The 25,476-nt window shown below is 64.8% G+C and carries 22 protein-coding genes and 3 tRNA genes; 14 read left to right on the top strand and 11 right to left on the bottom strand.

The window, feature by feature from the left end; genetic code table 11:
- Positions 1-9 precede the first annotated feature (9 nt).
- From EMB92_RS05505 to EMB92_RS05485, 5 genes are all read left to right on the top strand, one after another.
- The gene (locus EMB92_RS05505; protein ID WP_150394059.1) at positions 10-1,131 is read left to right on the top strand and encodes a D-alanine--D-alanine ligase family protein; all 1,122 of its coding nucleotides are present in this window, start codon (positions 10-12) and stop codon (positions 1,129-1,131) included.
- Between the two features lie 596 nt (positions 1,132-1,727).
- On the top strand, positions 1,728-2,897 hold the full coding sequence (locus tag EMB92_RS05500) for an ABC transporter substrate-binding protein (protein ID WP_150394058.1): 1,170 nt from the start codon (positions 1,728-1,730) through the stop codon (positions 2,895-2,897).
- A gap of 57 nt (positions 2,898-2,954) precedes the next feature.
- Complete coding sequence (locus EMB92_RS05495; protein ID WP_107042450.1) at positions 2,955-3,884, top strand: ABC transporter permease; 930 nt, start codon at positions 2,955-2,957, stop codon at positions 3,882-3,884.
- Complete coding sequence (locus EMB92_RS05490) at positions 3,875-4,750, top strand: ABC transporter permease subunit (protein ID WP_223847590.1); 876 nt, start codon at positions 3,875-3,877, stop codon at positions 4,748-4,750. The genes EMB92_RS05495 and EMB92_RS05490 overlap by 10 nt, the downstream gene beginning before the upstream one ends.
- A gap of 5 nt (positions 4,751-4,755) precedes the next feature.
- Entirely contained in the window at positions 4,756-5,988 is a 1,233-nt protein-coding gene (locus tag EMB92_RS05485; RefSeq protein ID WP_150394057.1) for an ABC transporter ATP-binding protein, read from the top strand.
- 206 nt (positions 5,989-6,194) lie between these two features.
- On the opposite strand, the gene EMB92_RS05480 is transcribed toward EMB92_RS05485, so the two are convergent.
- The 6 genes from EMB92_RS05480 to EMB92_RS05455 all read right to left on the bottom strand — a co-directional run bounded on the left by EMB92_RS05480 (position 6,195) and on the right by EMB92_RS05455 (position 12,005).
- Positions 6,195-6,401, bottom strand: coding sequence for a hypothetical protein (locus tag EMB92_RS05480; RefSeq protein WP_150394056.1), 207 nt, complete (start codon positions 6,399-6,401; stop codon positions 6,195-6,197).
- Positions 6,402-6,530: 129 nt separating this feature from the next.
- A complete protein-coding gene (locus EMB92_RS05475; RefSeq protein ID WP_150394055.1) occupies positions 6,531-6,980 on the bottom strand; it encodes a hypothetical protein in 450 nt (149 codons plus the stop codon).
- Between the two features lie 164 nt (positions 6,981-7,144).
- Complete coding sequence (locus EMB92_RS05470; RefSeq protein ID WP_150394054.1) at positions 7,145-7,936, bottom strand: mechanosensitive ion channel family protein; 792 nt, start codon at positions 7,934-7,936, stop codon at positions 7,145-7,147.
- Positions 7,937-8,132: 196 nt separating this feature from the next.
- Positions 8,133-9,656, bottom strand: coding sequence for an aspartate ammonia-lyase (locus tag EMB92_RS05465; protein WP_150394053.1), 1,524 nt, complete (start codon positions 9,654-9,656; stop codon positions 8,133-8,135).
- A 254-nt stretch (positions 9,657-9,910) separates the two neighbouring features.
- Positions 9,911-10,552 (bottom strand): TetR/AcrR family transcriptional regulator, encoded by a 642-nt coding sequence (locus tag EMB92_RS05460; RefSeq protein ID WP_140444577.1) that lies wholly within the window; start codon positions 10,550-10,552, stop codon positions 9,911-9,913.
- Between the two features lie 196 nt (positions 10,553-10,748).
- Positions 10,749-12,005: a DUF2974 domain-containing protein gene (locus tag EMB92_RS05455; protein WP_150394052.1), complete on the bottom strand. Its 1,257-nt coding sequence runs from the start codon at positions 12,003-12,005 to the stop codon at positions 10,749-10,751.
- 214 nt (positions 12,006-12,219) lie between these two features.
- Between EMB92_RS05455 and EMB92_RS05450 the strand changes: the two genes are divergently transcribed.
- From EMB92_RS05450 to EMB92_RS05440, 3 genes are all read left to right on the top strand, one after another.
- Positions 12,220-12,292, top strand: a tRNA-Gly gene (locus tag EMB92_RS05450).
- Positions 12,293-12,326: 34 nt separating this feature from the next.
- Positions 12,327-12,398, top strand: a tRNA-Val gene (locus tag EMB92_RS05445).
- A 62-nt stretch (positions 12,399-12,460) separates the two neighbouring features.
- A tRNA-Val gene (locus EMB92_RS05440) sits at positions 12,461-12,533 on the top strand.
- A 229-nt stretch (positions 12,534-12,762) separates the two neighbouring features.
- Here the strand turns inward: EMB92_RS05440 and EMB92_RS05435 are convergent.
- Positions 12,763-14,298: an amino acid permease gene (locus EMB92_RS05435; protein ID WP_150394051.1), complete on the bottom strand. Its 1,536-nt coding sequence runs from the start codon at positions 14,296-14,298 to the stop codon at positions 12,763-12,765.
- A gap of 208 nt (positions 14,299-14,506) precedes the next feature.
- On the opposite strand from EMB92_RS05435, the gene EMB92_RS05430 reads away from it, so the two are divergent.
- Positions 14,507-15,367 carry an alpha/beta hydrolase gene (locus EMB92_RS05430; protein WP_150394050.1) on the top strand — a complete coding sequence of 287 codons (861 nt, stop codon included), beginning with the start codon at positions 14,507-14,509 and terminating at the stop codon, positions 15,365-15,367.
- Positions 15,368-15,379: 12 nt separating this feature from the next.
- Here EMB92_RS05430 and EMB92_RS05425 read toward each other — a convergent pair whose 3' ends face one another.
- Complete coding sequence (locus EMB92_RS05425) at positions 15,380-16,033, bottom strand: hypothetical protein (RefSeq protein WP_150394049.1); 654 nt, start codon at positions 16,031-16,033, stop codon at positions 15,380-15,382.
- A gap of 149 nt (positions 16,034-16,182) precedes the next feature.
- Between EMB92_RS05425 and EMB92_RS05420 the strand changes: the two genes are divergently transcribed.
- From EMB92_RS05420 to EMB92_RS05410, 3 genes are all read left to right on the top strand, one after another.
- Positions 16,183-16,884, top strand: coding sequence for a response regulator transcription factor (locus EMB92_RS05420; protein ID WP_190973567.1), 702 nt, complete (start codon positions 16,183-16,185; stop codon positions 16,882-16,884).
- Positions 16,881-18,182 (top strand): sensor histidine kinase, encoded by a 1,302-nt coding sequence (locus EMB92_RS05415; protein WP_150394047.1) that lies wholly within the window; start codon positions 16,881-16,883, stop codon positions 18,180-18,182. The genes EMB92_RS05420 and EMB92_RS05415 overlap by 4 nt, the downstream gene beginning before the upstream one ends.
- A gap of 70 nt (positions 18,183-18,252) precedes the next feature.
- Positions 18,253-19,164, top strand: coding sequence for a biotin--[acetyl-CoA-carboxylase] ligase (locus EMB92_RS05410; RefSeq protein ID WP_150394046.1), 912 nt, complete (start codon positions 18,253-18,255; stop codon positions 19,162-19,164).
- Positions 19,165-19,194: 30 nt separating this feature from the next.
- Here the strand turns inward: EMB92_RS05410 and tnpB are convergent, their stop codons facing one another.
- The 3 genes from tnpB to EMB92_RS05395 form a co-directional block, all read right to left on the bottom strand.
- The gene (gene tnpB / locus EMB92_RS05405) at positions 19,195-20,493 is read right to left on the bottom strand and encodes an IS607 family element RNA-guided endonuclease TnpB (RefSeq protein WP_150394045.1); all 1,299 of its coding nucleotides are present in this window, start codon (positions 20,491-20,493) and stop codon (positions 19,195-19,197) included.
- A complete protein-coding gene (locus tag EMB92_RS05400; protein WP_150394044.1) occupies positions 20,486-21,067 on the bottom strand; it encodes an IS607 family transposase in 582 nt (193 codons plus the stop codon). The genes tnpB and EMB92_RS05400 overlap by 8 nt, the downstream gene beginning before the upstream one ends.
- Before the next feature lie 131 nt (positions 21,068-21,198).
- Positions 21,199-21,813: a biotin transporter BioY gene (locus tag EMB92_RS05395; RefSeq protein ID WP_150394043.1), complete on the bottom strand. Its 615-nt coding sequence runs from the start codon at positions 21,811-21,813 to the stop codon at positions 21,199-21,201.
- A 145-nt stretch (positions 21,814-21,958) separates the two neighbouring features.
- Between EMB92_RS05395 and EMB92_RS05390 the strand changes: the two genes are divergently transcribed.
- Together EMB92_RS05390 and EMB92_RS05385 are read left to right on the top strand one after the other, a co-directional pair.
- On the top strand, positions 21,959-23,851 hold the full coding sequence (locus tag EMB92_RS05390; RefSeq protein WP_150394042.1) for an ATP-binding protein: 1,893 nt from the start codon (positions 21,959-21,961) through the stop codon (positions 23,849-23,851).
- A complete protein-coding gene (locus EMB92_RS05385) occupies positions 23,848-25,455 on the top strand; it encodes an acyl-CoA carboxylase subunit beta (protein ID WP_150394041.1) in 1,608 nt (535 codons plus the stop codon). The genes EMB92_RS05390 and EMB92_RS05385 overlap by 4 nt, the downstream gene beginning before the upstream one ends.
- Positions 25,456-25,476: the final 21 nt, after the last annotated feature.

The raw sequence follows: 25,476 nt of genomic DNA, 5'->3' as shown, positions 1-25,476 counted from the left end.
ACAAGGAACATGGCCAAGAAGCGCATCGTGGTGCTGTACGGCGGCAGGGCCGACGAACATTCGATCTCCTGCATCTCCACGGCCGGCGTGCTGGGCGCGCTCGACACCGACAGGTTCGAGGCGATCCCGATCGGCATCACCAAGGACGGCAAGTGGATCGTCGACGGCGAGGACCCGCGCGGCTGGAACCTCGACGGCGGCACGCTGCCGGTCGTCGAGAAGACCGCGGGCGCGCGCGACGCCGTGCTCGACGTGGCTCTGGGGCAGGACGGTTTCTTCGCGCGCAATGCCGACGGCACGCTCGAATCGCTCGGTCACGTCGACGCCGTGTTCCCCGTGCTGCACGGGCCGTACGGTGAGGACGGCACCGTCCAGGGCCTGCTTGAGATGATGAACGTGCCGTACGTCGGCTGCGGCGTGTTCGCCTCCGCCGCTTGCATGGACAAGCACTACACGAAGGTCGTGCTCGCTGCCGCCGGCATCCCCACCGCCCCCGGCGTCATGGTTGACGCGCGTACCGTCAAGCCCTCGGTCGCGCTGGAGCAGATCGAGCAGGCGGAACTCACCTACCCGCTGTTCGTCAAGCCGTCTCGCGCCGGATCCAGCTTCGGCGTGACCAAGGTCGAGCAGGCGCGCACCCGTGAGGAGCAGATCGAGAAGCTGGGGTCGGCCATCGCCGAAGCCGGCAAGCACGACTGGAAGGTCCTCATCGAACAGGGCATCGACGGCCGCGAGATCGAATGCGCCGTACTGTGCGCGCATCCGGGCGACGAACCCGAAGCCAGCTGGCCGGGCGAGATCGTCCTCGATCACAACGACGACGACCAGTTCTACGACTTCGACTCCAAGTACATGGACGCCACCGCCAGCCACGTCGAAGTGCCGGCCAACCTGCCCGTCAGCGTCCTCGAGGACGTGCGCGACGTGGCCCGCCGCGCGTTCGTCGCGGTCGACGGCGCCGGACTGAGCCGCGTCGACACGTTCGTGCAGCCCGACGGCTCCGTGATGGTCAACGAGATCAACACGATGCCCGGATTCACGCCGATCTCCATGTACCCCAAGGCGTGGGACGCCACCGGCGTGAGCTACACGGAGCTGATCACGCGTCTCATCGAAGGGGTGCTGCGCTAGCGTTTCGCGCCTGTTTTCTCTCTTAATAATCGTGGGGCCGCGAGGGGCGGCGATATTCTATTCTGGACACGCTCTAGGCCGCTCTGGCCAAGTCTTTACGGTCCAAAACAGAATATCGCCGCCCCTCGCTCCGTTGAGTGGGGACGTCGCGAAACGTAGCGGGGGAGCGGGAGCGGCGGGAATGTCACGTAACGTTTGTGCGTAACGGAGCGGGGGATGGCGATTCCCTGTTCGGGACCGTAGGCTTGGCCGAACGGCCTTGAGTGTGTCACGAACAGGGAATCGCCATCCCCCGCAGCCAACGCTGGAACTGATTGCTCCGCTGGGACTGATTGCTCCGCTGGGACTGAAAGACAACAGTAGGAAGAGAGAGTCCTCACGGAAAAGTGACGAAAACGACGTAGGTGTCATATTTCACTTGTAGTTTCCTGAAATTCATCGAAGTGTCGCGCAAGGTCGCGCGATGTTCACCGGCAGGCCGGTGTCGCGACAGATAGCGGCCGTAGCTTGTTGCCTTGGAATTATGGGCCGCGTGAATACAGCGCGAATGAAAGCCCCGACTCCCTAGAGGTTAGTTGAGTAAAGAGGAAAATCGAATGAAGAACCTGCGTAAGCTTGCGGCTGGCGCCATCGCCACCGTGCTCGCGTTCTCGATGGCCGCCTGCGGCTCGAGCAGCGCCTCCTCCAACGGCGACTCCCAGCAGTCCGCCGGCAAGTCCGTCACCGTTGACCAGAAGTCCGCCAAGGCCACCTCCCTGTCCGACTTCGGCACCATGGACGACCTCGTCGCCGCAGCCGAGAAGGAGGGCGCTCTGAACGTCATCGCCCTGCCGCACGACTGGTCCAACTACGGTGAGGTCATCTCCACCTTCAAGAAGAAGTACCCGAAGATCAAGGTCACCGAGCTCAACCCGAACGCCTCCTCCAAGGAGGAGCTCGACGCCGCCAAGACCAACAAGGGCACCGACGCCGCGCCGGACGTCTTCGACGTCGGCCAGCAGATCGCCGCCACCTCCACCGACGCCTTCGCTCCGTACAAGGTGCAGGCCTGGGACAAGATCCCGGATGAGAACAAGGACGCCAACGGCGCCTACTATGCCGACTACACCGGCATCATGTCGATCGGCTGGAACAAGGACAAGTACGGCGACATCAACAAGCTCGAGGACCTGCTCGACCCGAAGTTCGCCGGCACCGTCGCCCTCAACGGCAAGCCCGCCGAGGCCGGCGCCGCCTTCAACGGCTACCTGATGATCAACCAGCTGGCCGGCGGCGACATCAACAACCTCCAGCCCGGCCTCGACTTCTTCAAGAAGCTCAAGGACGCCGGCAACCTCACCACCGTCGACGTGACCAACGGCACCATCGACTCCGGCCAGACCGGCGTCGTCATGGACTGGACCTACAACCAGGCCTCCTACAAGAAGGAGCTGAAGTCCAAGGGCGTCAACTGGGAGTACAAGACCTTCCCGAAGGCTCAGGTCGTCAGCTACTACAACCAGGCCATCAACGTGGACGCCCCGCACCCGGCGGCCGCCCGCCTGTGGGAGGAGTACCTGTACTCCGCCGAAGCCCAGAACCTGTGGTTCAAGGGCGGCGCCAACCCGGTCCTGCTCTCCTCCATGAAGGAAGATGGCACCGTCGATCAGGATACCCTGAAGGACGCCATCACCATCGAAGGCGAGCCGGTCTCCTACACCAACGATGACGCCACCCGCATCACCGAGTGGCTCCAGAACAACTGGGACAAGACGATCGGCAACTGATCCGCGGCAAATCGCAGATCACCGATCATCACTGATCACACGCGAGACGCAATCACCATGACTGCAGCAATCGCACAGAACGGGTCCGCCGCCAAGCCGGCGGGCCCTTCCGCTACTTCCTCATCGTCCGCCATCGCGCGGCATCGCAAGGAACTGGGCACCTTCGCGGTGACCATCCCGTTCTTCGCGTACACGGCGTGCTTCCTGCTCGCCCCCACCGTGATCGTCATCATCGGCGCGTTCCAGACGCGTGATGGTGGCTTCACGCTCGCCAACTTCAACAAGCTGTTCGAGGCGAACACCGTTTCCGCGTTCGTCACGTCGATCCTCGTGTCCATCGCCTCGTCGGTGATCGGTGCCGTGGTCGGCGGACTCGCCTCCTACGCGCTCGTCATCGGCTCCAAGCCGAACGGCCTGCTGCGCCGCATGGTCTCCGCGATCTCGTCCGTGCTCGCCCAGTTCGGCGGCGTCATGCTCGCGTTCGCGTTCATCGCGACCATCGGCATCAACGGCATCGGCACGATGCTCATCAAGACCGTGACCGGCCTGACCGTCAACCCGAACTGGCTGAGCTCCCTGCCGGGCCTCGTGACCGTGTACTGCTACTTCCAGATCCCGCTGATGATCATCATCTTCCTGCCCGCGGTCGATTCGATCCGTCCGCAGTGGCGTGAGGCCTGCGAGTCGCTCGGCGGCAACACGTTCCAGTACTGGACGCGCGTAGCACTGCCGATCCTCGCCCCCCGATTCATCTCCGCGTTCCTGCTGCTGTTTGCCTCCGCATTCTCCGCGTACGCGACGGCCGCCGCCCTGTTCTCCCAGCGCTCGATCCTCGTGCCGCTGATGATTCAGGGTGCGATGCGCAACGAGATGGACCCCAACCAGCAGGGCTTCGCCCAGGTGCTGGCATTCGCGATGATCATCGTCGTGGCCATCGTCATGCTGTTGAGCCACGCCGTGGAAAAGAGGGCCGGACGTTGGCAGTGAAATCAAACGAAACACTTGAGCCGACCGGACCCAAGCCGCCGCAGCTGCGCGCTGCGCGCATCCGCAAGCAGAGCATCATCAAGTTCGTGGTCCTGTTCATCACGCTTGCGTTCCTGTTCGTGCCGCTGATCTCGATGCTCGTCTTCACCCTGCGTCACCCGCTGTCCGGACGCTGGTCCGCGGCGCCGTGGATCGCGATTTTCACCGGCAACGGCGAATCGCTCGGCGCCGACCTGACCGTGCTGTGGCAGGGCCTCGGCGCCTCGCTCGGCCTGTGCCTTGTGACCGTTGTGCTCATGCTGCTGCTCATGGTGCCGACCATGGTGATCGTGCACATCCGATCCAAGGCGCTCGAACGCGCGATCGAATGGGTCGCGACCCTGCCGCTGACCATCCCCGCGATCGTGCTCGTCGTCGGCCTTGGCCCGATCTACCGCTGGCTGAGCTCCCAGGTGTTCGACACCAACCCGATCTGGCTGTGCTTCGCGTACGTCGTGCTCGTCATGCCGTTCGCCTTCCGCGCGATCGCCGTCGGACTCAACTCGATTGACGTGAAGACCCTCGTCGAGGCATCCCGCTCGCTCGGCGCCTCTTGGCCCAAGGTGTTCTTCCGCGTGATCATCCCGAACCTGTGGCAGTCGATCCTGTCCGCCAGCTTCATCTCCATCGCCGTCGTGCTCGGCGAATACACCGTGGCCTCGCTGCTCGGCCGTATGAACCTGCAGGTCGCGCTCTACCAGCTCGGCCAGTCCAACTCCCAGATCTCCACCGCCATGTCGCTGCTTGCTCTGCTGTTCGGCGTGGTGCTGTTGGTCGCCCTCGACCTGATTTCCGAGCGTGTGGCCAAAACCAAGGAAGGCAAGTAACTCCCATGTCACTCGCAGAACAGAACGTCAGCGCAGCCTCGGCCGATCAGGCTGAGGACGCCTTCAAGAACGATCCGACCGCCACGCTCGAAGGCGTGCGCGGCAAGGACGTGACCAAGGCCGCCAAGGCCCTGCTCAAGGACTCCACCACCCGCGGCGGTGGCATCCAGATGCAGGACGTCGTCAAGATCTACCCGGGTGCCACCACCCGCGCGCTCGACGACTTCAACCTCGACATCAAGCCCGGAGAGATGGTCGTGCTGCTCGGTGGTTCCGGCTGCGGCAAGTCCACCGCACTGCGCTCCCTCGCCGGTCTCGAGGACATTCAGGGCGGCCGCATCCTCGTCGGCGGTCAGGACGTCACCGGCGTGCCGGTCAACAAGCGTGAAATGGCCATGGTGTTTCAGGCCTACTCGCTCTTCCCGCACATGACCGCTGTCGAAAACGTCGAATTCGGCCTCGAAGTGCGTGGCGTCGGCAGGGACCAGCGCCGCAAGATCGCGATGGAGCAGCTCGAACTCGTCGGCCTCGCCGATCAGGCCACCAAGTATACGCAGCAGATGTCCGGCGGTCAGCAGCAGCGCGTGGCCCTGGCCCGCGCCCTCGCAATCAAGCCGCGCGTGCTCCTGCTCGACGAGCCGCTCTCCGCCCTCGACGCGAAGGTGCGTGTCCAGCTGCGCGACGAGATCCGCCGCATCCAGCTCAACACTGGTACCACCACCGTGTTCGTCACCCACGATCAGGAGGAGGCGCTTGCCGTCGCCGACCGCATCGGCGTCATGAACCACGGCCGCATCGAGCAGATCGCCGCTCCGCAGGACCTCTACCAGCGTCCGGCTACTGAATACGTGGCGACGTTCATCGGCCTGACCAACCGTCTGCCCGGCGTCTCCAACGGCGAGGAGGCGGTCGTCTTCGGCCAGCGCGTCCCGCTGCTGCCGAACTCCCGCAAGGGCGATCTGGTCACGGTGCTTGTGCGTCCGGAGAATCTGACGCTCGTGCGCGCAGGTGAAGCCACCTCCAAGGTGGGCGAGCATGCCCGCGTCGAGGTGATCCACTTCCTCGGCGCCGTCGCGCGCGTGGACTGCGAGATCTCCACTGGCGAATACCAGCACTGGAACAAGGGCGAGCAGCTCAAGGTCACCGTGCAGCTGCCGGCGAACGAACTGCCGGCCGGGCTCGCGACCGGAGACGAGGTCGTCGTCGCGCCTCGCCCGGTGGCGGCGCTGGCCTGCTGACGGGCCTTCTTTCCGCCTGGTTCCGTCTGATTCCGTCTGATCATTCCGCTGGTTCCGGTTGATTCCGGTTCCAGCGGTGATCGCCGTCCCCCGCTCCGTTTTGTTGGGGATGTTGCGTCCGATGCGCCGCTCGGCCGTGCCGCTTCAACCATGCTGCCCGGCTGTGCCCCCGGCTGTGCCCCCGGCTGTGCCGCTCAACGCATTTTTCAGTGTTTTTGGCGTTGAGCGGCACGACGATGCGTCATTGCCGCCCCATCACCTTTTTGACATGTTGTCAAAAAGGCTACTTTCCAACGATTCTGCAACAGCCAGTATTTCAAGAACTGTCTCTGCGGTCGTCTTGTCTGCCGCTCAACGCGAAAAATCACCGAAATCGCGTTGAGCGGCACGGTTTTCTGCCACTCAACGAACATCAATCGATTGACATGCGCTGAGTGGCAAACTCATCACGCATCCATCCCCGATCCGCCCCCGGTCGCCGTATCGGATCCTATGGGATCGAACGCTATTGGGGCGAGAAATGGGGGTTATCGTGGTGGATCCTATGGGATCGGACGCAGGTCGTGGATGCGGGCGGTGAAGAGGCCGGATGCGGCTAGGCCGAGGGCGGTCAGGAGAGCGGTGGAGCTGAGGATGGTGAAGTGCATGAGGCCGGTTGTGACCCAGAAGATGACGAATGCGACCAGCATATAGGCGGTCAGGGCGAGCAGGGTGGCTCGGGTGATGCGCAGGCGCGTTGTCAGAGCCTTATCGCTCATGCGGGTGACGGATGCGCAGCAGATGGCGACGGTCTCGACCTCGACGACGAGGAGCAGGACAGTTCCGATGATGATCGAGGCGGTGATGAACGGCTGGATGAACGCGATCTCCGGCCAGTTGCGGAATCCTTCGACGACCATCTCATGGATCACGGCGACGGCGAGCAGCGTGATGAGAGCGGCGGCTAACTGCAGGACGCCAACGAGAATCTTGCGGACAGTTACGGATTCCATGGCAGTTCCTTTCAGGGGGAAACCTGTAATGCGACATAAGTATATCCATCACGATATGCGGTTAGCGATGAAAAATGCCGGGAGGATATCCCGGCGCTTTCATTGATTGACCGTCCCTCAGACCAGCGTTGTGGGCCGGCTTGTCCTGCAACTGCAATCGTGCGTCACTCGGAGATGCCGCCGTCGGTGACGAGGTAGTCGGCGGAGGCGAGGGCGCGTGCGGCACGGTCCTTGACGGTCGAGAGGAACACGCCTTCTCGAGCGAACAGGAGGATCTGGCCTTCGGTGCCGTAGGGGGAGAACCCGGTGAACTTGACCAGCGGGGGATTGTCCGGCTGGGTCATGTCCGCGGTGGCCTCGGTCACGCGCTTGAGCATGTCGCGGCTCACGGCCTCCGGATCGCTGCCGCCCTTGACTGTGAACGGCACGGAGACGGATCCTTCGGACGCGGCCGTGAGCTTGGTCAGCGACGCCGTGTTGAGCACCGAGTTCGGGATCACCATGCGATCACCCGAACGGGTCTCGATCACCGTGTGGCGCCATGTGATGTCCACGACCGTGCCGGTCACGCTTTGAATGGTGACTGGATCGCCCGGCTGGATCACGCGTCCGACCATCAGACCGAATCCGCCGATCACGTTCGCGATCGTGTCCTTCAAACCGAAGGAGATCGCGACGCCGCCGACGCCGAGTGCGGTGACCAGCGTCGTCGGGTCGATGCCGAACACCGGCTTGAGCACCATACCCGCCGCGAGGCACCACAGCAACACGCGCATCAGATTGATGAAGATCGACGCGCTCGGGATCGGCACCTGCGAATTATCGAGCACCTTGCGCACCAGCCGACGCAGCACGCGATCCGCGATCGCCGCGACGATCAGCACGATCAGCAGCCAGATCAGCTTGCTCGCGTTCGCATGGAACCAGGCCACCACCATCTCATTGAAATCAGTCATACGCCCACCATAACCGGGCAAACCGGCGACAGCCGCGCATCACCCGAAGAAATGCTGTGAAGAACACGGCGAGTTATACAGAAAACGGAGCATGGGACGGGATTTCCTGTTCGGGACCGTAGGCTTGGCCGAGCGGCCTTGAGCGTGTCACGAACAGGAAATCCCGTCCCATGCGGTCACAGGATAATCCAGACGATTACGCTTCCTGATGCTCGCGGCAGGTCTGGCCGAGGCCACGGGCCAGACGGATCGGATCGAGGATCTCGTCGAGCTGATCGGCGGGCAGATCGGTCTGTTCGCCGGCGATTTCGCGCACCGTGCGGCCGGTGCGCACCGCCTCGGCCGCAATCGCCGAACCCTTCTCGTAGCCGATGTAGTGGTTGAGCGCGGCCGCGATCGACGGTGACGTCTCCGCATGCGCGCGTCCGATCTCGGTGTGCACGACGATGCCCTCGACGCAGTTGACGCGGAACGTGTCCATCGCGTTGGTGAGCAGAGCCATGCCGGAGAGGATCTCGTGCACCATCACCGGGTCGAACGCGTTCAACTGCAGCTGGCCTTCGGCGACGGCCCAGTTGACGGTCACGTCCATGCCGAACACCATGAAGCAGCACTGGTTGACGCACTCGGGAATCACCGGGTTGACCTTCGCCGGCATGATGCTGGAACCCGCCTGACGGGCCGGCACATCGAGGTCGTTGAAGCCGGCGCGCGGTCCGGAGTTGAGCAGTCGCAGATCGTCGGCCGCCTTCTTCAAGTGCACGGCGAGGTTCTTGAGGGCTGCGGAGGTGGCCACGTACGCGCCCATGTCGGTCATCGCGGCCACCGGATCGGGGGCGGCCGTGATCGGCAGTCCGGTGATGCGCGCGAGATGCTCGGTGGCGGACTTGCGGAATCGCAGATCGGCGCAGATGCCGGTGCCGATGGCGGTGGCGCCGAGATTCAGCTGCGCGAGCTGCGGCACGAGTCGTTCGAAGCCGGCCAGATCGGACTTGAGGAGCGTGGCGAACGCGTGGAACTCCTGGCCGAAGGTCATCGGCACGGCGTCCTGCAGCTGCGTGCGGCCGATCGTCACGTCATTGATGTGCTTGTCAGCGAGGTCGTGGAACGCTTGCGCGAGACGTTTCGTCGACTCGGCGAGCGGGTGGATCGCGTCGATCAGGGCGAGTTTGCAGGCCGCCGGGTACGTGTCGTTGGTCGACTGCGACTCGTTGACGTCGTCGTTCGGGTGGATGTACGCGTAGTCGCCGCGCCTGTGACCGGCGAGTTCGAGCGCGCGGTTGGCGATCACCTCGTTCATGTTCATGTTCGACGAGGTGCCGGCGCCGCCCTGCATCACGTCCACCGGGAACTGGTCGGCGAGCTTGCCGGCTTCGATCTCGAGGCACGCCTCGCGGATGAATCGCGCCTTGTCCTTGTCGAGGATGCCCAGCTCCTCGTTGGCGCTCGCGCAGGCGCGCTTGACCGTCGCGAACGCGCGGATCAGCTCCGGGTGCGACGAGTCGGCGATGCCGGAGACCGGGAAGTTGCTGATCGCACGCTGCGTGTGGATGCCCCAGTACACGTCGTCGGGCACCGGCAGCTCACCGATGCAGTCGTGTTCGATGCGGGTGTGATGTTCGTTGCCGCGGACGATGCCGGCCGCCTTGTCGGCCAGCTGCGCGGTGTAGGGCGCGGACGCCTTGGCCTTGGAATCGATGTTCGAATCGTTGTTCGTCATACTTCCCATCATCCCGTGCGGCCGCGCGAAACGCCATGATGATCGTGTGATTCGGCTCTGTGAGAAAGGTCACCGGGGCGGTCGCGCGAGGTGGGATCCGTCGTTCCGGACACACTCAAGGCACCGGCTGACGCCGGCCTCGTAGCATAGCTACTCGCTTCGCCTATGGACAGTTCGCCGGACTGTCCATTTCACGGCTCAGCAGCCAAGCCTACGGTCCGGAACGACGGATCCCACCTCGCGCGACCGACATGTTACTGCTGCTTGTTGAAGATGCGATTCCAGTAGTCGAGCATGTTCTCCTTGGACATCGACAGGTAGATGCCAAGGGCGAGCACGGCGACGTCCTCGTTGAGCAGGTCCTTGATCGAGGCCGACTGTCGCAGTTCGGGCCAGCGGCGAAGCACCGTGAGCAGGCCACCGACGGTGAAGTCGAGCATCAGGTCGGTTTTGAGATCGATGCGCTCCGGGTCGAGCTCGAGCATCTCCATGAGCGACAGACGTTCGAAGTCGCGCAGTGATTCGACCAGTTCGGGGGAGCTGTGGGGGCCGGCGAGCATGGCGAGGCGATTGAGGCGTTCGCGCTCGCGCGGCGTGCTGATGAGCTGGGTGACGTGCTTGCGCCACTGCTCCTTGAGATGCTCCTGCTCCTCCGGGCTGGGCGGCACCTCCTGCATCAGCGGGGAGGTCTTGATCTCCGAGAGGATCGCCGCGTCGGCCAGTTCGGGCAGTCCGGAGAAGTGGTAGTAGAACGAGTTGCGGTTCACCTGTGCCTTGCGCACGACGTCGGTGACAGTGATGCGCCGGTACTCGCGATCCGCGAGCAGCTCCCAGAAGGCGTCCTCCATGCGCTGCTTGGCGGGTGGAACGTTCGAATCCCTGCGTGGACGTGGCATGATGACGACCTCTTCTGCTTCGTTTGATTCGTTATTGGGCGACCTGTTGAGACGATTTGTCTAGACAGTATAACCAATAATGCGACATGGCGGAAGGACTTGCGCCTATCTCACTGACTACCCCTCAGTCCCGCTTCGCGGGACAGCTCCCCTGACAAGGGGAGCCGAGAAAGCGGGGCCGAGTCAGAGTGTGCGTCTATCGCTTGCTATTGCGGGCGATCGTGGCCTTGACCAGAATCGCCACCGCCTCCAGAAGGTGCTTGCGATCCTGCGCGGACAGGCCCAGCATCGACCCGATCATCGCCGGAATCGAACCGGGGAATCCGGCGATCACCTCGGAGAACGTCGTCGCGCCGTTCGCGTGCAGCACCGCGAACAGGGCGTCCACCGCACGCTCGCGCTGCTCGACCGTCAGCCCCTGCATCCAGTTGTTCAGCGACTCGTTGAACAACTGCGAACTCGGTGCCAGATCGGGCTCGGAGACGAAATGATCGCCCTCCACCTGCCAGGAGAACGTGAAATGCTGCATGATGCCGTCCGAATCGGACGTCACCACGCGGCACGGCTCCGGCGTCTCGAAGATCTGTCCGACGATCGACGAACTCGGCACGATCTTCGTCACCTTCGGCTGGATATCGATGTACTGACGGGACGTGACCACGTTCGGCGGGAATCCCGGGCCGTCCAGCGAATAGACGTGGCGTATGCGCTTCTGCACGGCCTCGGTCGCGTTCATCGCCGCATACACGGCCAGATTGCCGCCCTTCGAATGGCCGGTCAACACGATCGGTCCGCGCCACAGACGGGCCACCATGTCGAGGTACGCGCTCGCCGCCCGCTGCGCCGGCACCGGGTACTGGAAGGCCATGTTGAAGTCCTCCTTCCAGCCGATGAGTGAATCATCGGTGCCTCGGAAGGCGAGGACCAGCGTGCCGCCGCGCGTCGGGTCCTTGACGCGCGGCTTGCCGTTCCAGCCGCGGCCGTCGGGGAGCATGAACGTCATCGCGGCGAACTGCGTCTGCTCGCCGGGATTCACATGCTCGACCACCGCGCCGAGACGGGCCTCGGCGAATCGCGGGGAATCGGCCACGGCGTCGAAGAAGTCATGCGTCTTGTTCGGATCGACCAGTCCGACCATCTGCGTGTCGAAATCCCCGGCCTCTGTGCCTTCGCCGTCATGCAGCGACGCCTTCGCCTCGGCGAGCGTCACCGAATCGAACGGCTCGCGCACGAGGCCCTTGAGCCACGACCACGGGTGTTCCGGCTCGAAGGCGCGCAGTCGGGCCGGGAAGGAGACCTCGCGATCCTCGTCGAGGGTGATCGTGGGGGAGAAGGCGGTCACGTCCTCGTAGGAGAGCGAGGAGAAGACGAGGGCGTCGATCTCGTTGAACGGCGCGTCAGGGTCGGTGAGAGGCCGCCGTTCCGTCATGACGTAATCGAACACGTTGGTCATGGACGCGCCTCCTTTCGGGCTTCGCCTCAATAGTAGTCGGGGAGGGGTGTTGTATCCGCTGGATAAACCTGATGATTTCGTGTGATATTCGGCGGATATCGGGGAATCGTGCGGTTGGGAAATGGGTTGTACATCGGCGCGACACGCCGAGGATGCGCGATGGCGGAATGTCGTGTATATTATCCCCCTGTTGCTTCGCTTCGAGCGTTGCACTGCGGACATAGCTTAGTTGGTAAAGCGCAACCTTGCCAAGGTTGAGACCGCGGGTTCGAGTCCCGTTGTCCGCTCTCGGAAAGCCGGTTTCGGCTGGATGAATGACCCGGGCGGTTGGCGCAGTGGTAGCGCACTTCCCTGACACGGAAGGGGTCACAAGTTCGAATCTTGTATCGCCCACTCGAAAACGGCCGGCAGGTGACTGCCGGTTTTGTTTTTCGTAAGCCAATAATCGAAGATTCGGGCGATTGGCGCAGCGGCTAGCGCACTTCGTTCACACCGAAGGGGTCGTAGGTTCGATTCCTACATCGCCCACCTGAACATAAACTCCGCCTTTATTCAGGCGGGGTTTTGTTGTATCCGGGCTTATCGGCCCCGGCCATTCGTACGCCGACTGATCCTCACGGTACGTTCTTCCGGACCTTTTCGTCACCTTTCCGGGGAACCGTACTGTGACGGTCCCCTACAGTACGTTCCTCCGGAAACCATGCGGAATACTCCGGAGGAACGTACTGTAGGTGGGTGGATTGGGGCTGGTTCCGGATCAGTGCAGGTCGAGCTCGGGGGCCGGATGACGCTTGCGCCACCACTGCTGGACGAAGTAGGCGGCGTAGCACACGATGATGAAGACGATCTCGGCGCCGAGGGCGAACCGCTGCTCCTTGTCGAAGAAGACCAGCAGGAACGAGGCGGTGCACAGGATGAACGCGCCCCACGAGGTGTACGGGTAGCCTGGCGTCGCGTACTTGAGCTCCTTAACCGTGTGTCCCGAGGCGATCCATCGCTTGCGGAACACGATCTGGCAGTACGCGATCGCGATCCACACCACCACCGCGGACAGGCCGGAGAGCGCCACCAATACCAGGTACACGGTCGAGGCGGCGATCACCGAACTCAGCAGGGCAAGGAGTCCGCCGGCCATCGCCGCGCACAGGGCCAGCATCGGCACGCCGTGGCGGTTCGTCTTGGCGAACCAGCGGGGGATCATGCCCTCGTTGCCCATCGACCACACCATGCGCGTGGAGGCGTACAGGCCCGAGTTCGACGCGGACAGCACGGCCGTCAACACCACGAAGTTCATGATGTCGGCCGCGTACGGGATGCCGATCGAATTGAACACGAGCACGAACGGGCTTTCACCCACGCCGGCCTCGCGCCACGGGATCAGCGCGCACATCACGGTGATCGATCCGATGAAGAACAGGACGAGGCGCCACAATGTCGTGTGGATCGCCTTCGGCACGGCGGTCTCCGGATCGCGCGTCTCGCCGGCGGTCACGCCGATCAGCTCGGTGCCGGAGAACGCGAAGTTGACGGTGAGGATCGTTGCGAACACCGGCATGAAGCCGTTGGGGAAGATGCCATCCTTGACGAGGTTGCCGAACAGGGGAGCGTGGTCGTAGCCGGAGATCGGCACCGCGCCGAAGATCGCCAATAGGCCTATGAGGATGAACGCGCAGATCGCGAACACCTTGATCGAGGCGAACAGGAACTCCGCCTCGGCGAAGAATCGCACCGACAGGGCGTTGGCGACGAAGATCAATACGATGCACGCCGCCGACCATATCCAGGTGGGCGTGTGCGGGAACCATCGCTGCATGAGCAGACCCGCGGCCGTGAACTCCGATCCCAAGGCCACCGTCCAGGTGAGCCAGTACTGGATCGCGATGACGAATCCGGTGCCCGGTCCGATGAACTTCTCGGCGTAGACGTGGAACGAGCCGGTCACCGGCATCGCCACGGACAGTTCGCCGAGCGTGAGCATCACCAGATACACGATGACGGCGCCGATGCCGTACGCGAGGATCGTGCCGATCGGGCCCGCCTGCTGGATCGTGTAGCCGGAGCTCAGGAACAGGCCGGTGCCGATCACGCCGCCGAGCGAGATCATCTGCAGGTGTCGCGATTCCATGCCGCGCTTGAGGTTGGTGTGCAGCGCGTGCTTGTCGTGGTTGGTGTTGTCGCTGTTGCGGTCGGTGGCCTCGCTGCCGCCGGCCGTCGTATGTGCGGTCGTCGCGTCGTCGTCGGACGGGGGTGCGGGTTCGGGTCGTTTCCTCATGTCGGTGTCGGTCTTGATCATGCTCTCTCTCGATCGATGATGGTCGTTGTCATGTGCTGCTTCCTCATATGCGGCCGCCGTCCGGGGTTGCCTGGGGCTGTCCGGAACGGAAACGGCGGGTGTCCGCGAAAAGGCCGCGAACAGTATACGCGCGGGGTCCGCATTTCGGCGGGCGCGCGTTGGGGCGATCCGGCCAGTGGTGGTTACGATGGAGAGTGAGGAGGCATATATGCAGTACATCGAGCGGACGATCGAGGGCATCGACGGCAGTGAGTCACGGTTCATCGGATACGTGGCGGACAACAGTCGGGAGATGGACCCGGCGCGGCGCCGCACGTCCATCCTGATTCTGCCCGGTGGCGGGTACGCAATGACCTCGGACCGTGAGGCCGAGCCGGTGGCGCTCAGGTTCCTCGGCCGCGGATTCAATGTGTTCATCCTGCGGTATTCGGTCCGTCCGAGCCGGTATCCGGTGGCGTTGGTCGAGGCGGGTGAGGCGATGCGCCTCATTCGCGATCATGCCGACGACTGGCATGTGGACCCACGGCGCGTGGCGGTGCTGGGCTTCTCGGCCGGCGGCCATCTGGCGGCGAACCTCGCCACCACGGCCGGCGACGACGACCTTCGCGCGCACGGTCTGGACCCGGACGAGGTCCGTCCGGACGCGCTGATGCTGGCCTATCCGGTCATCACCTCCGGCCCGCTGGCCCATCGCGGCAGTTTCCGCTGCCTATTGGGCGACTCAGCGGATGGCGCAGGTGACACGGCGATGCTGGATCGACTCTCGATCGAACGGCACATCGACGCGAAGACCCCACCAGTGTTCGTCTGGCACACGATGACCGACGCCACCGTGCCGGTGGAGAACACGCTCATGCTCGTCCAGGCCTGCCATGCCGCCGGCGTGAGCGTCGAGGCGCACCTCTTCCCCGAAGGCAGCCACGGGTTGTCATTGGGCGACGAGGAGACCACGGGCGCCGGCAAATACGCCAATATCGTCCCTTGCGTGCAATGCTGGCCGCGTCTGGCGGAAGACTGGCTGCGCCGCACCTTCGCGGACGCGCCCGTCCACGCGCCGGCGGATCGGTGAGGGATCGATGAATCAGAACATCGGATCCCGCGGGCGTCCTTCCGCGTCGTTGAATTGGTCCGACATCCCCGCCCACATCTCGTAGATGTACTGGGGGAACGGGTAGCCGCCGTTCTCCGGCGAGAAATGGAAGTTCCGTCCGGGGTCGGTGGCGTCGGCGTAGTCGGTGACCACATATCCGTCATCCTGCGGCGACAGGGTGACACATTCGGCGCTGACGGTGTCCGGGGACAATCCGTATTCATTGCGTTCGGCCGCTATGGCGTAGACGACCACCGTGCCATCCTCCTGCGGCATGCAGTTGGCTACCCAGACGCCTTCGATGCCGTCGTCGTAACCCGTCACCTCGGCGCTGTGGCGGTGGAATACGGCCTTCCTCGTCGCCCGGAGAATGGGCTCCGGGCGCTTGGTGCAGTCCGTATCGTTCTTCCATATCGGCGAGATGTCCATGTATCGGTCGTGCTCGGTGCGCAGTCCGGTGACCTCGTACCCCGGTCCGATCGCCCGCTCTACAGTCGTTCCCGCTTCGGTGCGGCTGCTGTGCGTGGCGAAGACGGGCATCTCCCAATGCAGGTACTGGATTCCGTCGAGCACCGGCATGGCGGCGAGACCGCCGATGAGCAGGACGATGAATCCCGCGATCTTGGCCATGTGTCGTGCGTTCATGATGCCGTCTCCCGTCGTCGTTCGCGAGTGGCCGCGATTCCGTGCTGTCACCACCATTGTGAACCGGCCGATCCCGCCCGCCAAGACGCGGTAAAGGGATCGTTTACTTCGATTAGGGGATCATCGGCCGGCTCCCTAGCATGGGCCTCATGAACAACAACAGCCGTGCACCGGAATCATCGGGATTCCCCCGCGACGGGTCCTCGGGGCCCGCGAGGTCCGCGCATGCCGTCGCCATCGGGCTGGTGGATAACGATCCGTACGCCCTGGCGTACCTTCGCGTGGCCATCGAACGGCTCGACCCGAGGTTCCATATGATCTGGGCGGTCTCCACCGGAGCAGCGGCGATCCACCGATGCCTGCACGCGCCGAAACCGCCGGACGTGCTGGTGAGCGACATGTCACTCACCGACATGACCGGGCCGGAGGTGTGCGCCGCCCTGCGCCGGGGCGGATCGACGATCGGTGTCGTCGGCATCACGGCCCTCGACCCGGAGTCGTTCGCCGACAGTCTGGTGCGGGCCGGCGGCCAGGCACTCGTCGCCAAGGAGAACATCCCGCGGATGCTTGGTCCCGCGATAGTCAAGGCGGCACAGGGCTGGAGTCGACCGGAGTCGTCCGACGGCCACGGTCAACCAGCCTCAGGCGCCGATCGTTTCGGCCGTCTCAGCGAACGCGAGCTGACGATCGCGAGACTGTACGGCAGGCATCTGACGACCGGGGAGATCGCGCGGGCACTCGGCATCAGCGAATCCACCGTCCACGTGCACATGCACCACGCCATGAGGAAACTGGGAGTCGCCACGCGACAGGAGGTAATACGGATATGTCAGGTACAGCATCGCATATGACGTTCATGACATCGTTGACGGGGCTAATGAGGCTGTTCCGGCCGAGAACCGCGGCGGAGGGTGGGCTGGCCGATGGCCGTCCGCATCCGTTGCTGACGGTGGTGGCCGCGCTGATCGCGGTCGCCAATCTAGTCGATACGGGCAACCTCCTCATGAACGGGTGGTTTTCGCTCGACGATCCCCGATACGCGCTCATGGGTGTCTGTTCCCTTGCGGGCACGGCGTGCCTTGTGGTCGCGACGCCGTTCATCGGCCGCACGCCATACCGTGCGGCGCATGTCGTGTGCGGGATATGGCTCGTCATGTGCTGCGTTCCCGCGTCGCTGCTCACGTCGTCGTGGACGCTGATGCTCAACGTGCTGCTCGCCATCGTCGTGACCGCGCACGGGAACGTGCTGGCGGGACAGATCGCGTTCGATCTGTGTGTGCTGACGCCGCTGGTCACCGGGTCAATCGCGGACGTGGTGCATCCCGACTACCTGATGGTGGTGTTGTGTGCCTTCATCATGGTGTGCCTCAACGCCGTGATGGCGGTGATCGTGGCGGCGTCCGCGCTCCGTCGCCGTGAGCGTGACCAGTGGGAGCGCGATCAGCGGTTGCGTCGCGACCAGGTCGTTCATCAGCTGCACGACGACGTGGCGAACCGGTTGAGCTACGTGCTGCTCCGGCTTCAGCGCGACGAACGCGATGATCGGGGCGGCCGTGATGGCGGTCGGCCTGATCGCGATCAGGAGATGGTTCAGGACGTGCGTGGCGCGCTGGACAGTACGCGGCGGGCGGTGCATGTGCTCTCGGGAAATGAGGGCGCGGATGCGGCGGGCGCCGGCGTCGGTGATCCGGCCGATCCGTCTGGCGAGTCTGGCGGATCCGTCTGTGACGAAACGTCGTGGGATGCGTTGCGCGCCTTGGTGACGGCCGAATCCGCGCGGCTCGAGCGGATCGGTTTCACCGGCACCGTGGTGATGCCGCAGAGTGTGCCGACCGGTCTGGGGCGCGCGGATCTGACGATGGCGGCGTCCTTCCTCAAGGAGTGTTTCGCGAACATCGCCAAGCACGCCGATCCCGAACGGGGCTATGCGTTGGGCGTTTCGGGGCGCGCGGAAGGCATCGTCGTGTCACTGGCGGATACGCCGAAGCGGGCTGGCGCGCACGGCGTCGACCGTGATCGTCCGGCCGAGGGGGCTTCCACCGGCCGAGGACTCGCCTACTACCGTGACTTCGCGGAACGCCGCGGTGGCTCGCTTACCATTGAGGAGGACGCTGGTAACTGGTCCATGACCGCGCTCTTGCCCTGTTGACGGGTTGTTTTCTGGCCGATTACGTCCAGCGACTTTGACTCATCGGACATGTGGGCGTATGGTGAAGACCATGATGTCATTGCTGAAGGTCGCAGCGCCGCGACTGGAAAGAACGAGATCGGTCGCGGACATGGTTGTCTCGGTGGCCGACATGGATTCGACTCATGCGGAGGCGCGACGCATGGTCGAGCGTGGCGAGATCGTCGTGAACGTGGGCGAGTCCGGGGAACTGGCCTCGGACCATTTGCCGATCACCGTGATTGCCGCCGACTACCTGAGCAACGCGCTGGTGCGGTTCGGCAGGCCGTGGATCACGGTGCCGGGCAAATCGCTCACGGCGACGGCGGTCGTGCCGGTGCCGGCGCGGGTGGCGGACGACGAGTTGTTCAACGGCTGGCTGGCGATGATCGGCGAGCTCGCCGCGCTGGACGCGCTCGAGGGCGAGATCGACGCGTGCGGCGCCCGCCCGTACGACGAGGACTGCGGGTTCAAGCTGAAATGGCCCAACGACATCTACTGCCACGGGCTCAAGATCGGCGGCACCGTCACCGAGGTGATGCCGTCGCCGTCCGGTGGCCCCGCGTCCGGCGCGTGGCGCGTGGTGGCGTTCAGCTTCGGCGCGAATCTGCTGGTGCCCGCCGACCACCTGCCCACGCCGCAGGCCACGTCGCTGCAGATGAACGTGGGGCCCCTGCCCGGCATCGAGGAGCTGCGCGACGGCGTGCTCTCCCGGTTCGTCGAGTCGCTGCGCAGGCGGCTGGAGACGTTCGCGGACTCGCCGATGGTCGAGGCCGGGCGGCTGCGTTCGGAGATGCGTCACGTCTGCTGGATGATGGGACGCGAGATCGAAGCGCAGCTGATCGACGGGTCGGCCGTGCGCGGCGTGGTCGTCGCGTTGAACGACGACGCGTCGATCAACGTCGAGACGCCCGATGGCGTGACGCGAGCGCTGTTGGCGAGCGAGGTGGGGTTGCTGCAGTAGCCATCCCGCGGTCTGGACTACCGTTGCAAGCTAGTTTGTTTTGGCTTGCAGGACGGTCTTGCGGCCGTCCGCTCCAAGGCTCATGCCACCGTGGTGGCTGCTTGGTTCGCACTTCACCGCGGTTTGCCCGGCATCCCACGGGACGCCGGGTCTTACGTCCGCTCCATGCGCGTTTAGGGTCTCCGGGGCACTCCCGGCGACCATGATGTTGATCGCGGCGTTCAGGTCGCGGTCCATGATGAGGCCGCACCCGTCGCACCGGTAGACGCGCTCGTCGAGGGAGAGCTTGGCTTTCACCCTCCCGCAGTCCGAGCATCGTTTGCTTGACGGATACCAGCGGTCGACGACGTGCAGCCGTGCGCCGGTGCGCGCGGTCTTGTACTCCAATTGACGTCGCAGCTCATGGAAGGACGCGTCCTCGACCGCCTTGGCGAGCCGATGGTTCCTGACCATGCCGGCCACGTTCAGGTCCTCGATCGAGATGTCCGAGTAGATGGAGGCGAGCCGTGTGGTCAGCTTGTGCAGCAGGTCGCGGCGCTGGTTGGCGACTCGCGCGTGCAGACGGGCCACGCGTTCGCGCGTCCTGCGCCGACGGTTCGATCCCCTCGTCCTGCGTGACAATGCCTTCTGCACGCGTCTCAACCGATGTTCACTGCCCTCCAACGCGTGCGGGTTGGCGATGACAGTCCCGTCGGAAAGCGTCGCCAGCGTCCTGACCCCCAGATCGATGCCGACCGCACCGCCCCTCGACGGGGTCGCGGGCGCGGGATCGGCGCGTTCCACGGTCAACGAGGCGTGCCAGCGTCCCGCATGCCGGCTGACGGTCATGCGCAGCACCCGACCATCGCCGACCCGCTTCGCCACGTTCTCCATGCAGTGCACGCGGCCGATCCGAGGCAGTCTCAACGCCCTGGGATCACCGGGGATGAGACCGTACGAGCCGGTCGTGTACGCGAACCGGGGCGTCGCACGATCCTTCGACCGGAACCCGGGGAAGCCGACGCGACGTCCTTTGCGCTGCCCCTTGCGGCTTTCCGACCAGTTCCTCAGGGCGTTCGACAGGGCTTCCAAACCACTGTTGTAGGCTTCCTTGCTGTTCTCCCGCCACCACGGCACACCGTCCTTGTCCACGGCCAGCGTGTCCTTGTTGGCGTTCCACCAGCGTCGCAGCGCGTACAGCGACCACTCCGGTCTTTCCTGTGCGTCGATCATCGCCTTGACGTGGGCAAGCCCGGCGTTGAACGAGAACCGCGCCGCCCCCGCATGCGAGGACAGCAAACGCTCCTGCGCCGGCGTGGGGTCCAACGCGACCCTGACCGCCTCAAGCATCACGCGCCGCCTTCAACGCGGCCTCCACCTTGTTCCCGGCGGCACGACGGCCATACAGGCGCGCGCAGAACGAGGTCAGCACCTCGGTCATATCACGCACCAGATCATCATCCAGCTCCGAATCGTCCACGACGATCAGCCTGCGCCCCGCCGCCTTCAACGCGGACTCGACGAGTCCCGCATTCATACGCGCCAGCCGGTCACGATGCTCCACGATGATGATGCCGACCGTGGGATCGGCGAGGATGCGGTTCAATTTGCGGCGCTTGTCGTTCATGCCGCTGCCGGTCTCGCACACCACTTCGGGGGATTCGACCCCCATGCCGATGGCGAACGCCTTCAACCGGTCCGCCTGCCGCGTCAGATCCGCCTTCTGATCGGATGAGGAGACGCGCGCATAGCAGACCGTACGCGAACCCGCATTGGGAGCGGATGGCCTCTCATACTTCGGATCGTGGATGAGCCACACGCTCCCCGACCGTTCGAACGGGACCGGCATACGGTTCTCACGACACCACTTCCACACCGTCTGCTCGTTCAACCCCTCACGAGTCGCCCATTCCTTCGCACGCATGAATAAATCATAACACGCCAGAACAAGGCAAATCAAACCAACAAAGCATCAGCTGGTAACCCCTCAGTCCCGCTTTGCGGGCCAGCTCCCCTGACAAGGGGAGCCGGAAGGACAGGGGCCTGCCGGCCGATTCAGCGCAGACGCGCGAGGCCGGCGGCGGCGAGGGAGGCGACGAACGCCTTGACGATGTCGCCGATGATGAAGGCCATCGAGGCGGCGGTCACGGCGGCGACCGGCAGGCCGGTCAGCGTCGACTGGATGAGGATGCCGAACGTGTAGACGACCACGACGCCGCCGACGAACGCCGCGGCGAAGTAGCGCAGCGCGGTCAGGATAGAGGCGGACTCGCCCTTGGAGTCCTTGGAGCCCTTGAGCAGCGCGATCACGACGATGCCCGGCAGGAAGCCGAGCAGGAAGCCGGCGCTCGGGCCGACCAGCGCCATCGTCGAGGCGCCGCCGGCGAACACCGGCAGGCCCGCCGCGCCCGCGGCGAGGTAGGCGGCGACGGCCGCACCGGCCTGACGCCACGTGAGCATGAGGCCCGCGAGCATGACGACGAAGGTCTGCAGCGTGATCGGCACCGGGGTCCCCGGAACCGGGATCTGGCCGGCCGCGGCGGAGACCCACATGAGCACGGCGAACAGCACCGGCTTCCACGAAACGGCGGCCACACGGCGCGCGGTGGAGACGGTCTTGGATTCGGTCGCCTCGGCGGTCCGGGCGGTGGTTTCAGGCGTATTGGACATGGTGTTCCCCTTCTGTTGAGTGATTGACCCCGACGATAATCCCGTTAAGCTACGGTGACGTTTGTGGAACGTGACAAAAGTTCCACGGTCGTTTTGTAGACATTTCGATTGAAAGCGTCAGTAATCAGGAGAAGAATCTGACGCTATGGGGCATATTGTCAAGAAACTGCTGATCGCCAATCGTGGTGAGATCGCCCTGCGCGTGGTGAGGACCGCGCGCGAGATGGGCATCGCCACGGTGGCCGTGTACGCCGAACAGGACCGCGGATCGCAATACGTCAGTCTCGCGGACGAGGCGTACCTCCTGCCCGGCGACACCTATCAGGACACGTATCTCAACGAGGATCTGCTGATCGACATCATCCACCGTTCCGGTGCCGACGCGGTGCACCCGGGCTACGGGTTCCTCTCCGAAGTGCCGAGCTTCGCGCAGAAGGTCGAGGCGGCCGGCGCGATCTGGGTCGGTCCGCATCACACCGCGCTCGTCGATCTCGGCGACAAGATCACCGCCCGCAGGGTCGCCCTGCGCGCCAAGGTGCCGCCGGTGCCGGGCCTGTCCGAATCGGTCAAGGACATCCGCACGCTGCTCGACTTCGCGCACACGCACGGCTATCCGATCATGATGAAGCGCACGGACGGCGGCGGCGGACACGGCATCACCGTCGTGCGCGACGACGAGGAGCTGCGCCGCTTCTACACCAATCACGACGCGCTCGAGGGCGGCGACCTCGACGAGTACTTCATCGAGAAGTTCATCGACAAGGCGCGTCACGTCGAAACCCAGTCCGGACGCGACTCCCACGGCAACTTCACCGTCTATTCGACGCGTGACTGCTCGCTGCAGCGTCGCAATCAGAAGCTCGTCGAGGAGGCGCCCGCACCGTTCCTGTCCGAGAAGGTCGTCGCGACCCTCAAGGAGTACTCGCGCCGCCTGTTCGAGACGGTCGGCTACACCGGGCTCGGCACCTGCGAGTTCATGGTGACGCCGTACGGCAAGGTCTACTTCCTCGAGGTCAATCCGCGGCTTCAGGTCGAGCACACCGTCTCCGAGGAGGTCTCCGGCCTCGATCTCGTGCGCGAGCAGCTCGTCATCGCCTCCGGCGGCGAACTGACCCCCGCTCCCGAGCCTCGCGGCCACAGCTTCGAGCTGCGCATCACCTCCGAGGATCCGGCCACGAACCTGACCCCGTCGGCCGGCACGCTGGAGCGCATCGTCTGGCCGTCCGGCCCGGGCGTGCGCATCGACACCGGCGTGGTCGAGGGCGACACCGTCTCCCCGAAGTTCGATTCGATGATGGGCAAGGTCGTCGTCACCGCGCAGAACCGCCTCGACGCGGTCGCGCGCGTGCGCCGCGTGCTCGACGAGATGACGATCGAGGGCGTGCCCACGCCGATCCCGCTGTTCAAGAGGATCTTCCGCGACGACGCGTTCACCGCCGAACACGGCCACGCCTTCGACGTGAGCACGAAGTGGCTGGAACGCACGTATCTCAACCGCGAGCCGGACACGGTGCACGCGGGCCAGCCCGCATCCCTCGCCGGAGCGACGGCGGGAGCGGATGCGAATGGCGAGAAGAAGGAGACCACCGAGACGTTCGTCATCGAGATGAACGACAAGCGGGTCAAGCTCACCGTGCCGATCGACATCGTCGAGAACCTGACCGGCGGCGTGCGTGCGCGCGGAGCGAAGCGCCCGACGCAGCCGTTGCGCGGCTCCGGCTCGCACAGCGCCGGCCCCGCCCGCGGCGCGGTCGACGACGGCGCCAAGTCCGGCATCATCGCCTCCCCGATGCAGGCGGTCGTCACGCGCATCAACGTCGCCGAAGGCCAGCAGGTCGCGAAGGGCGATCTGCTCGTCGTGCTCGAATCCATGAAGATGGAGAACTACGTGTACGCGCCGGCCGCCGGCACGGTCACGAAGATCTTCGTCGGCCCCGCCGATGGCGTGGAGGCCGGCGACACGTTGGTCACGCTGGACGTGGTTGGGGCGTCCGGCTCGGCCAAGGATCCGGCCAAGGGTGAGGAGGCCGCGAAATGACCGACATCGTGAACAGCCCCGCCGTGCGTGACGCCGTGAAACAACCCGTGGAACAGAGCGGCCAGCCGCTGCGCGCCGCCGTGATCCGCGCGGCGCAGCTCGCCCGCGACGCCGAAAGCCGCGCCCGCGACAAGCAGCACGCCAAGCACAAGAAGACCGCGCGCGAGCGCCTTGACCTGCTGTTCGACACCGGCAGCTTCGAGGAGATCGGCCGCTTCCAGGGCGGCAACATCAACGCGGGCAACGCCGGATCGGCCGTGATCTGCGGCTTCGGACTCGTCTACGGGCGCAAGGTCGCCGTCTACGCGCAGGACTTCTCCGTGCGCGGCGGCACGCTCGGCACCGCTGAGGGCGAGAAGATCTGCCATCTGATGGACATGGCGATCAGCCTCAAGGTGCCGGTCGTCGCGATCGTCGACTCCGGCGGCGCGCGCATCCAGGAGGGCGTCGCCGCGCTCACCCAGTACGGGCGCATCTTCCGCAAGACGTGCGAGGCGAGCGGCTTCATCCCCCAGATCTCCCTGATCCTCGGCCCCTGCGCCGGCGGCGCCGTCTACTGCCCGGCCCTGACGGACCTCATCATCATGACGCGCGAGAACTCGAACATGTTCGTCACCGGACCGGACGTGGTCAAGGCCGCGACCGGCGAGACCATCTCGATGGCCGATCTGGGCGGCGGCGACGTGCACAGCCGCAAATCCGGCGTCGCGCACTACCTCGGCGAGGACGAGTCCGACGCGATCGACTACGCGCGCACCGTGCTCGCCTACCTGCCGTCCAATTCGGACGAGCGGCCGCCGGTCTACGCCTACGCCGCCACACGCGCCGAACGCGACACCGCCAAGCGTCTCGCCGAGATCGTGCCGGACAATGATCGTCAGCCCTACGACATGCTCGACGTGATCCGCTGCATCGTCGACTACGGCGAGTTCGTGCAGGTGCACGAACGCTTCGCCGCGTCCGCGCTTGTCGGCTTCGCCTGCATCGACGGGCATCCGGTCGGCGTGGTCGCCAACCAGCCGAACGTCAACGCCGGCATCCTCGACGTCGACGCCTCCGAGAAGATCGCCCGGTTCGTGCGTCTGTGCGACGCGTTCAACCTGCCGGTCATCACCCTCGTGGACACCCCCGGATACAAGCCCGGTGCCGAACAGGAGCACGCCGGCATCATCCGCCGCGGCGCCAAGGTGATCTACGCCTACGCCAACGCGCAGGTGCCGCTCGTCACCGTCGTGCTGCGCAAGGCGTTCGGCGGCGCGTACATCGTGATGGGATCCAAGGCGATCGGCGCCGACATGAACTTCGCGTGGCCGTCCTCGCAGATCGCCGTGCTCGGCGCGGCCGGCGCGGTCAACATCATCCACCGTCACGACCTCGCCAAGGCCAAGGCCGCCGGCAAGGACGTGGAGGCGTTGCGTGCGCAGTACATCGCCGACTACGAGGAGACCACCGTCAACGCGAACCTCTCGCTCGAACTCGGGCAGATCGACGCGATGATCGACCCCGAGCAGACACGCGAGGCGATCGTCGAATCGCTCGCGACGCTCGCCACCAAGCGGCGCGTGAGGCACACGACCAAGCACCACGGCAACCAGCCGCTCTGACTCATCGACTCATCGCATAAC

Source organism: Bifidobacterium callitrichos (assembly GCF_008698085.1).
GTDB lineage: Bacteria > Actinomycetota > Actinomycetes > Actinomycetales > Bifidobacteriaceae > Bifidobacterium > Bifidobacterium callitrichos.
The sequence above is the reverse complement of the archived record's forward strand: the minus strand, read 5'-3'. Positions and strand labels throughout refer to the sequence as shown.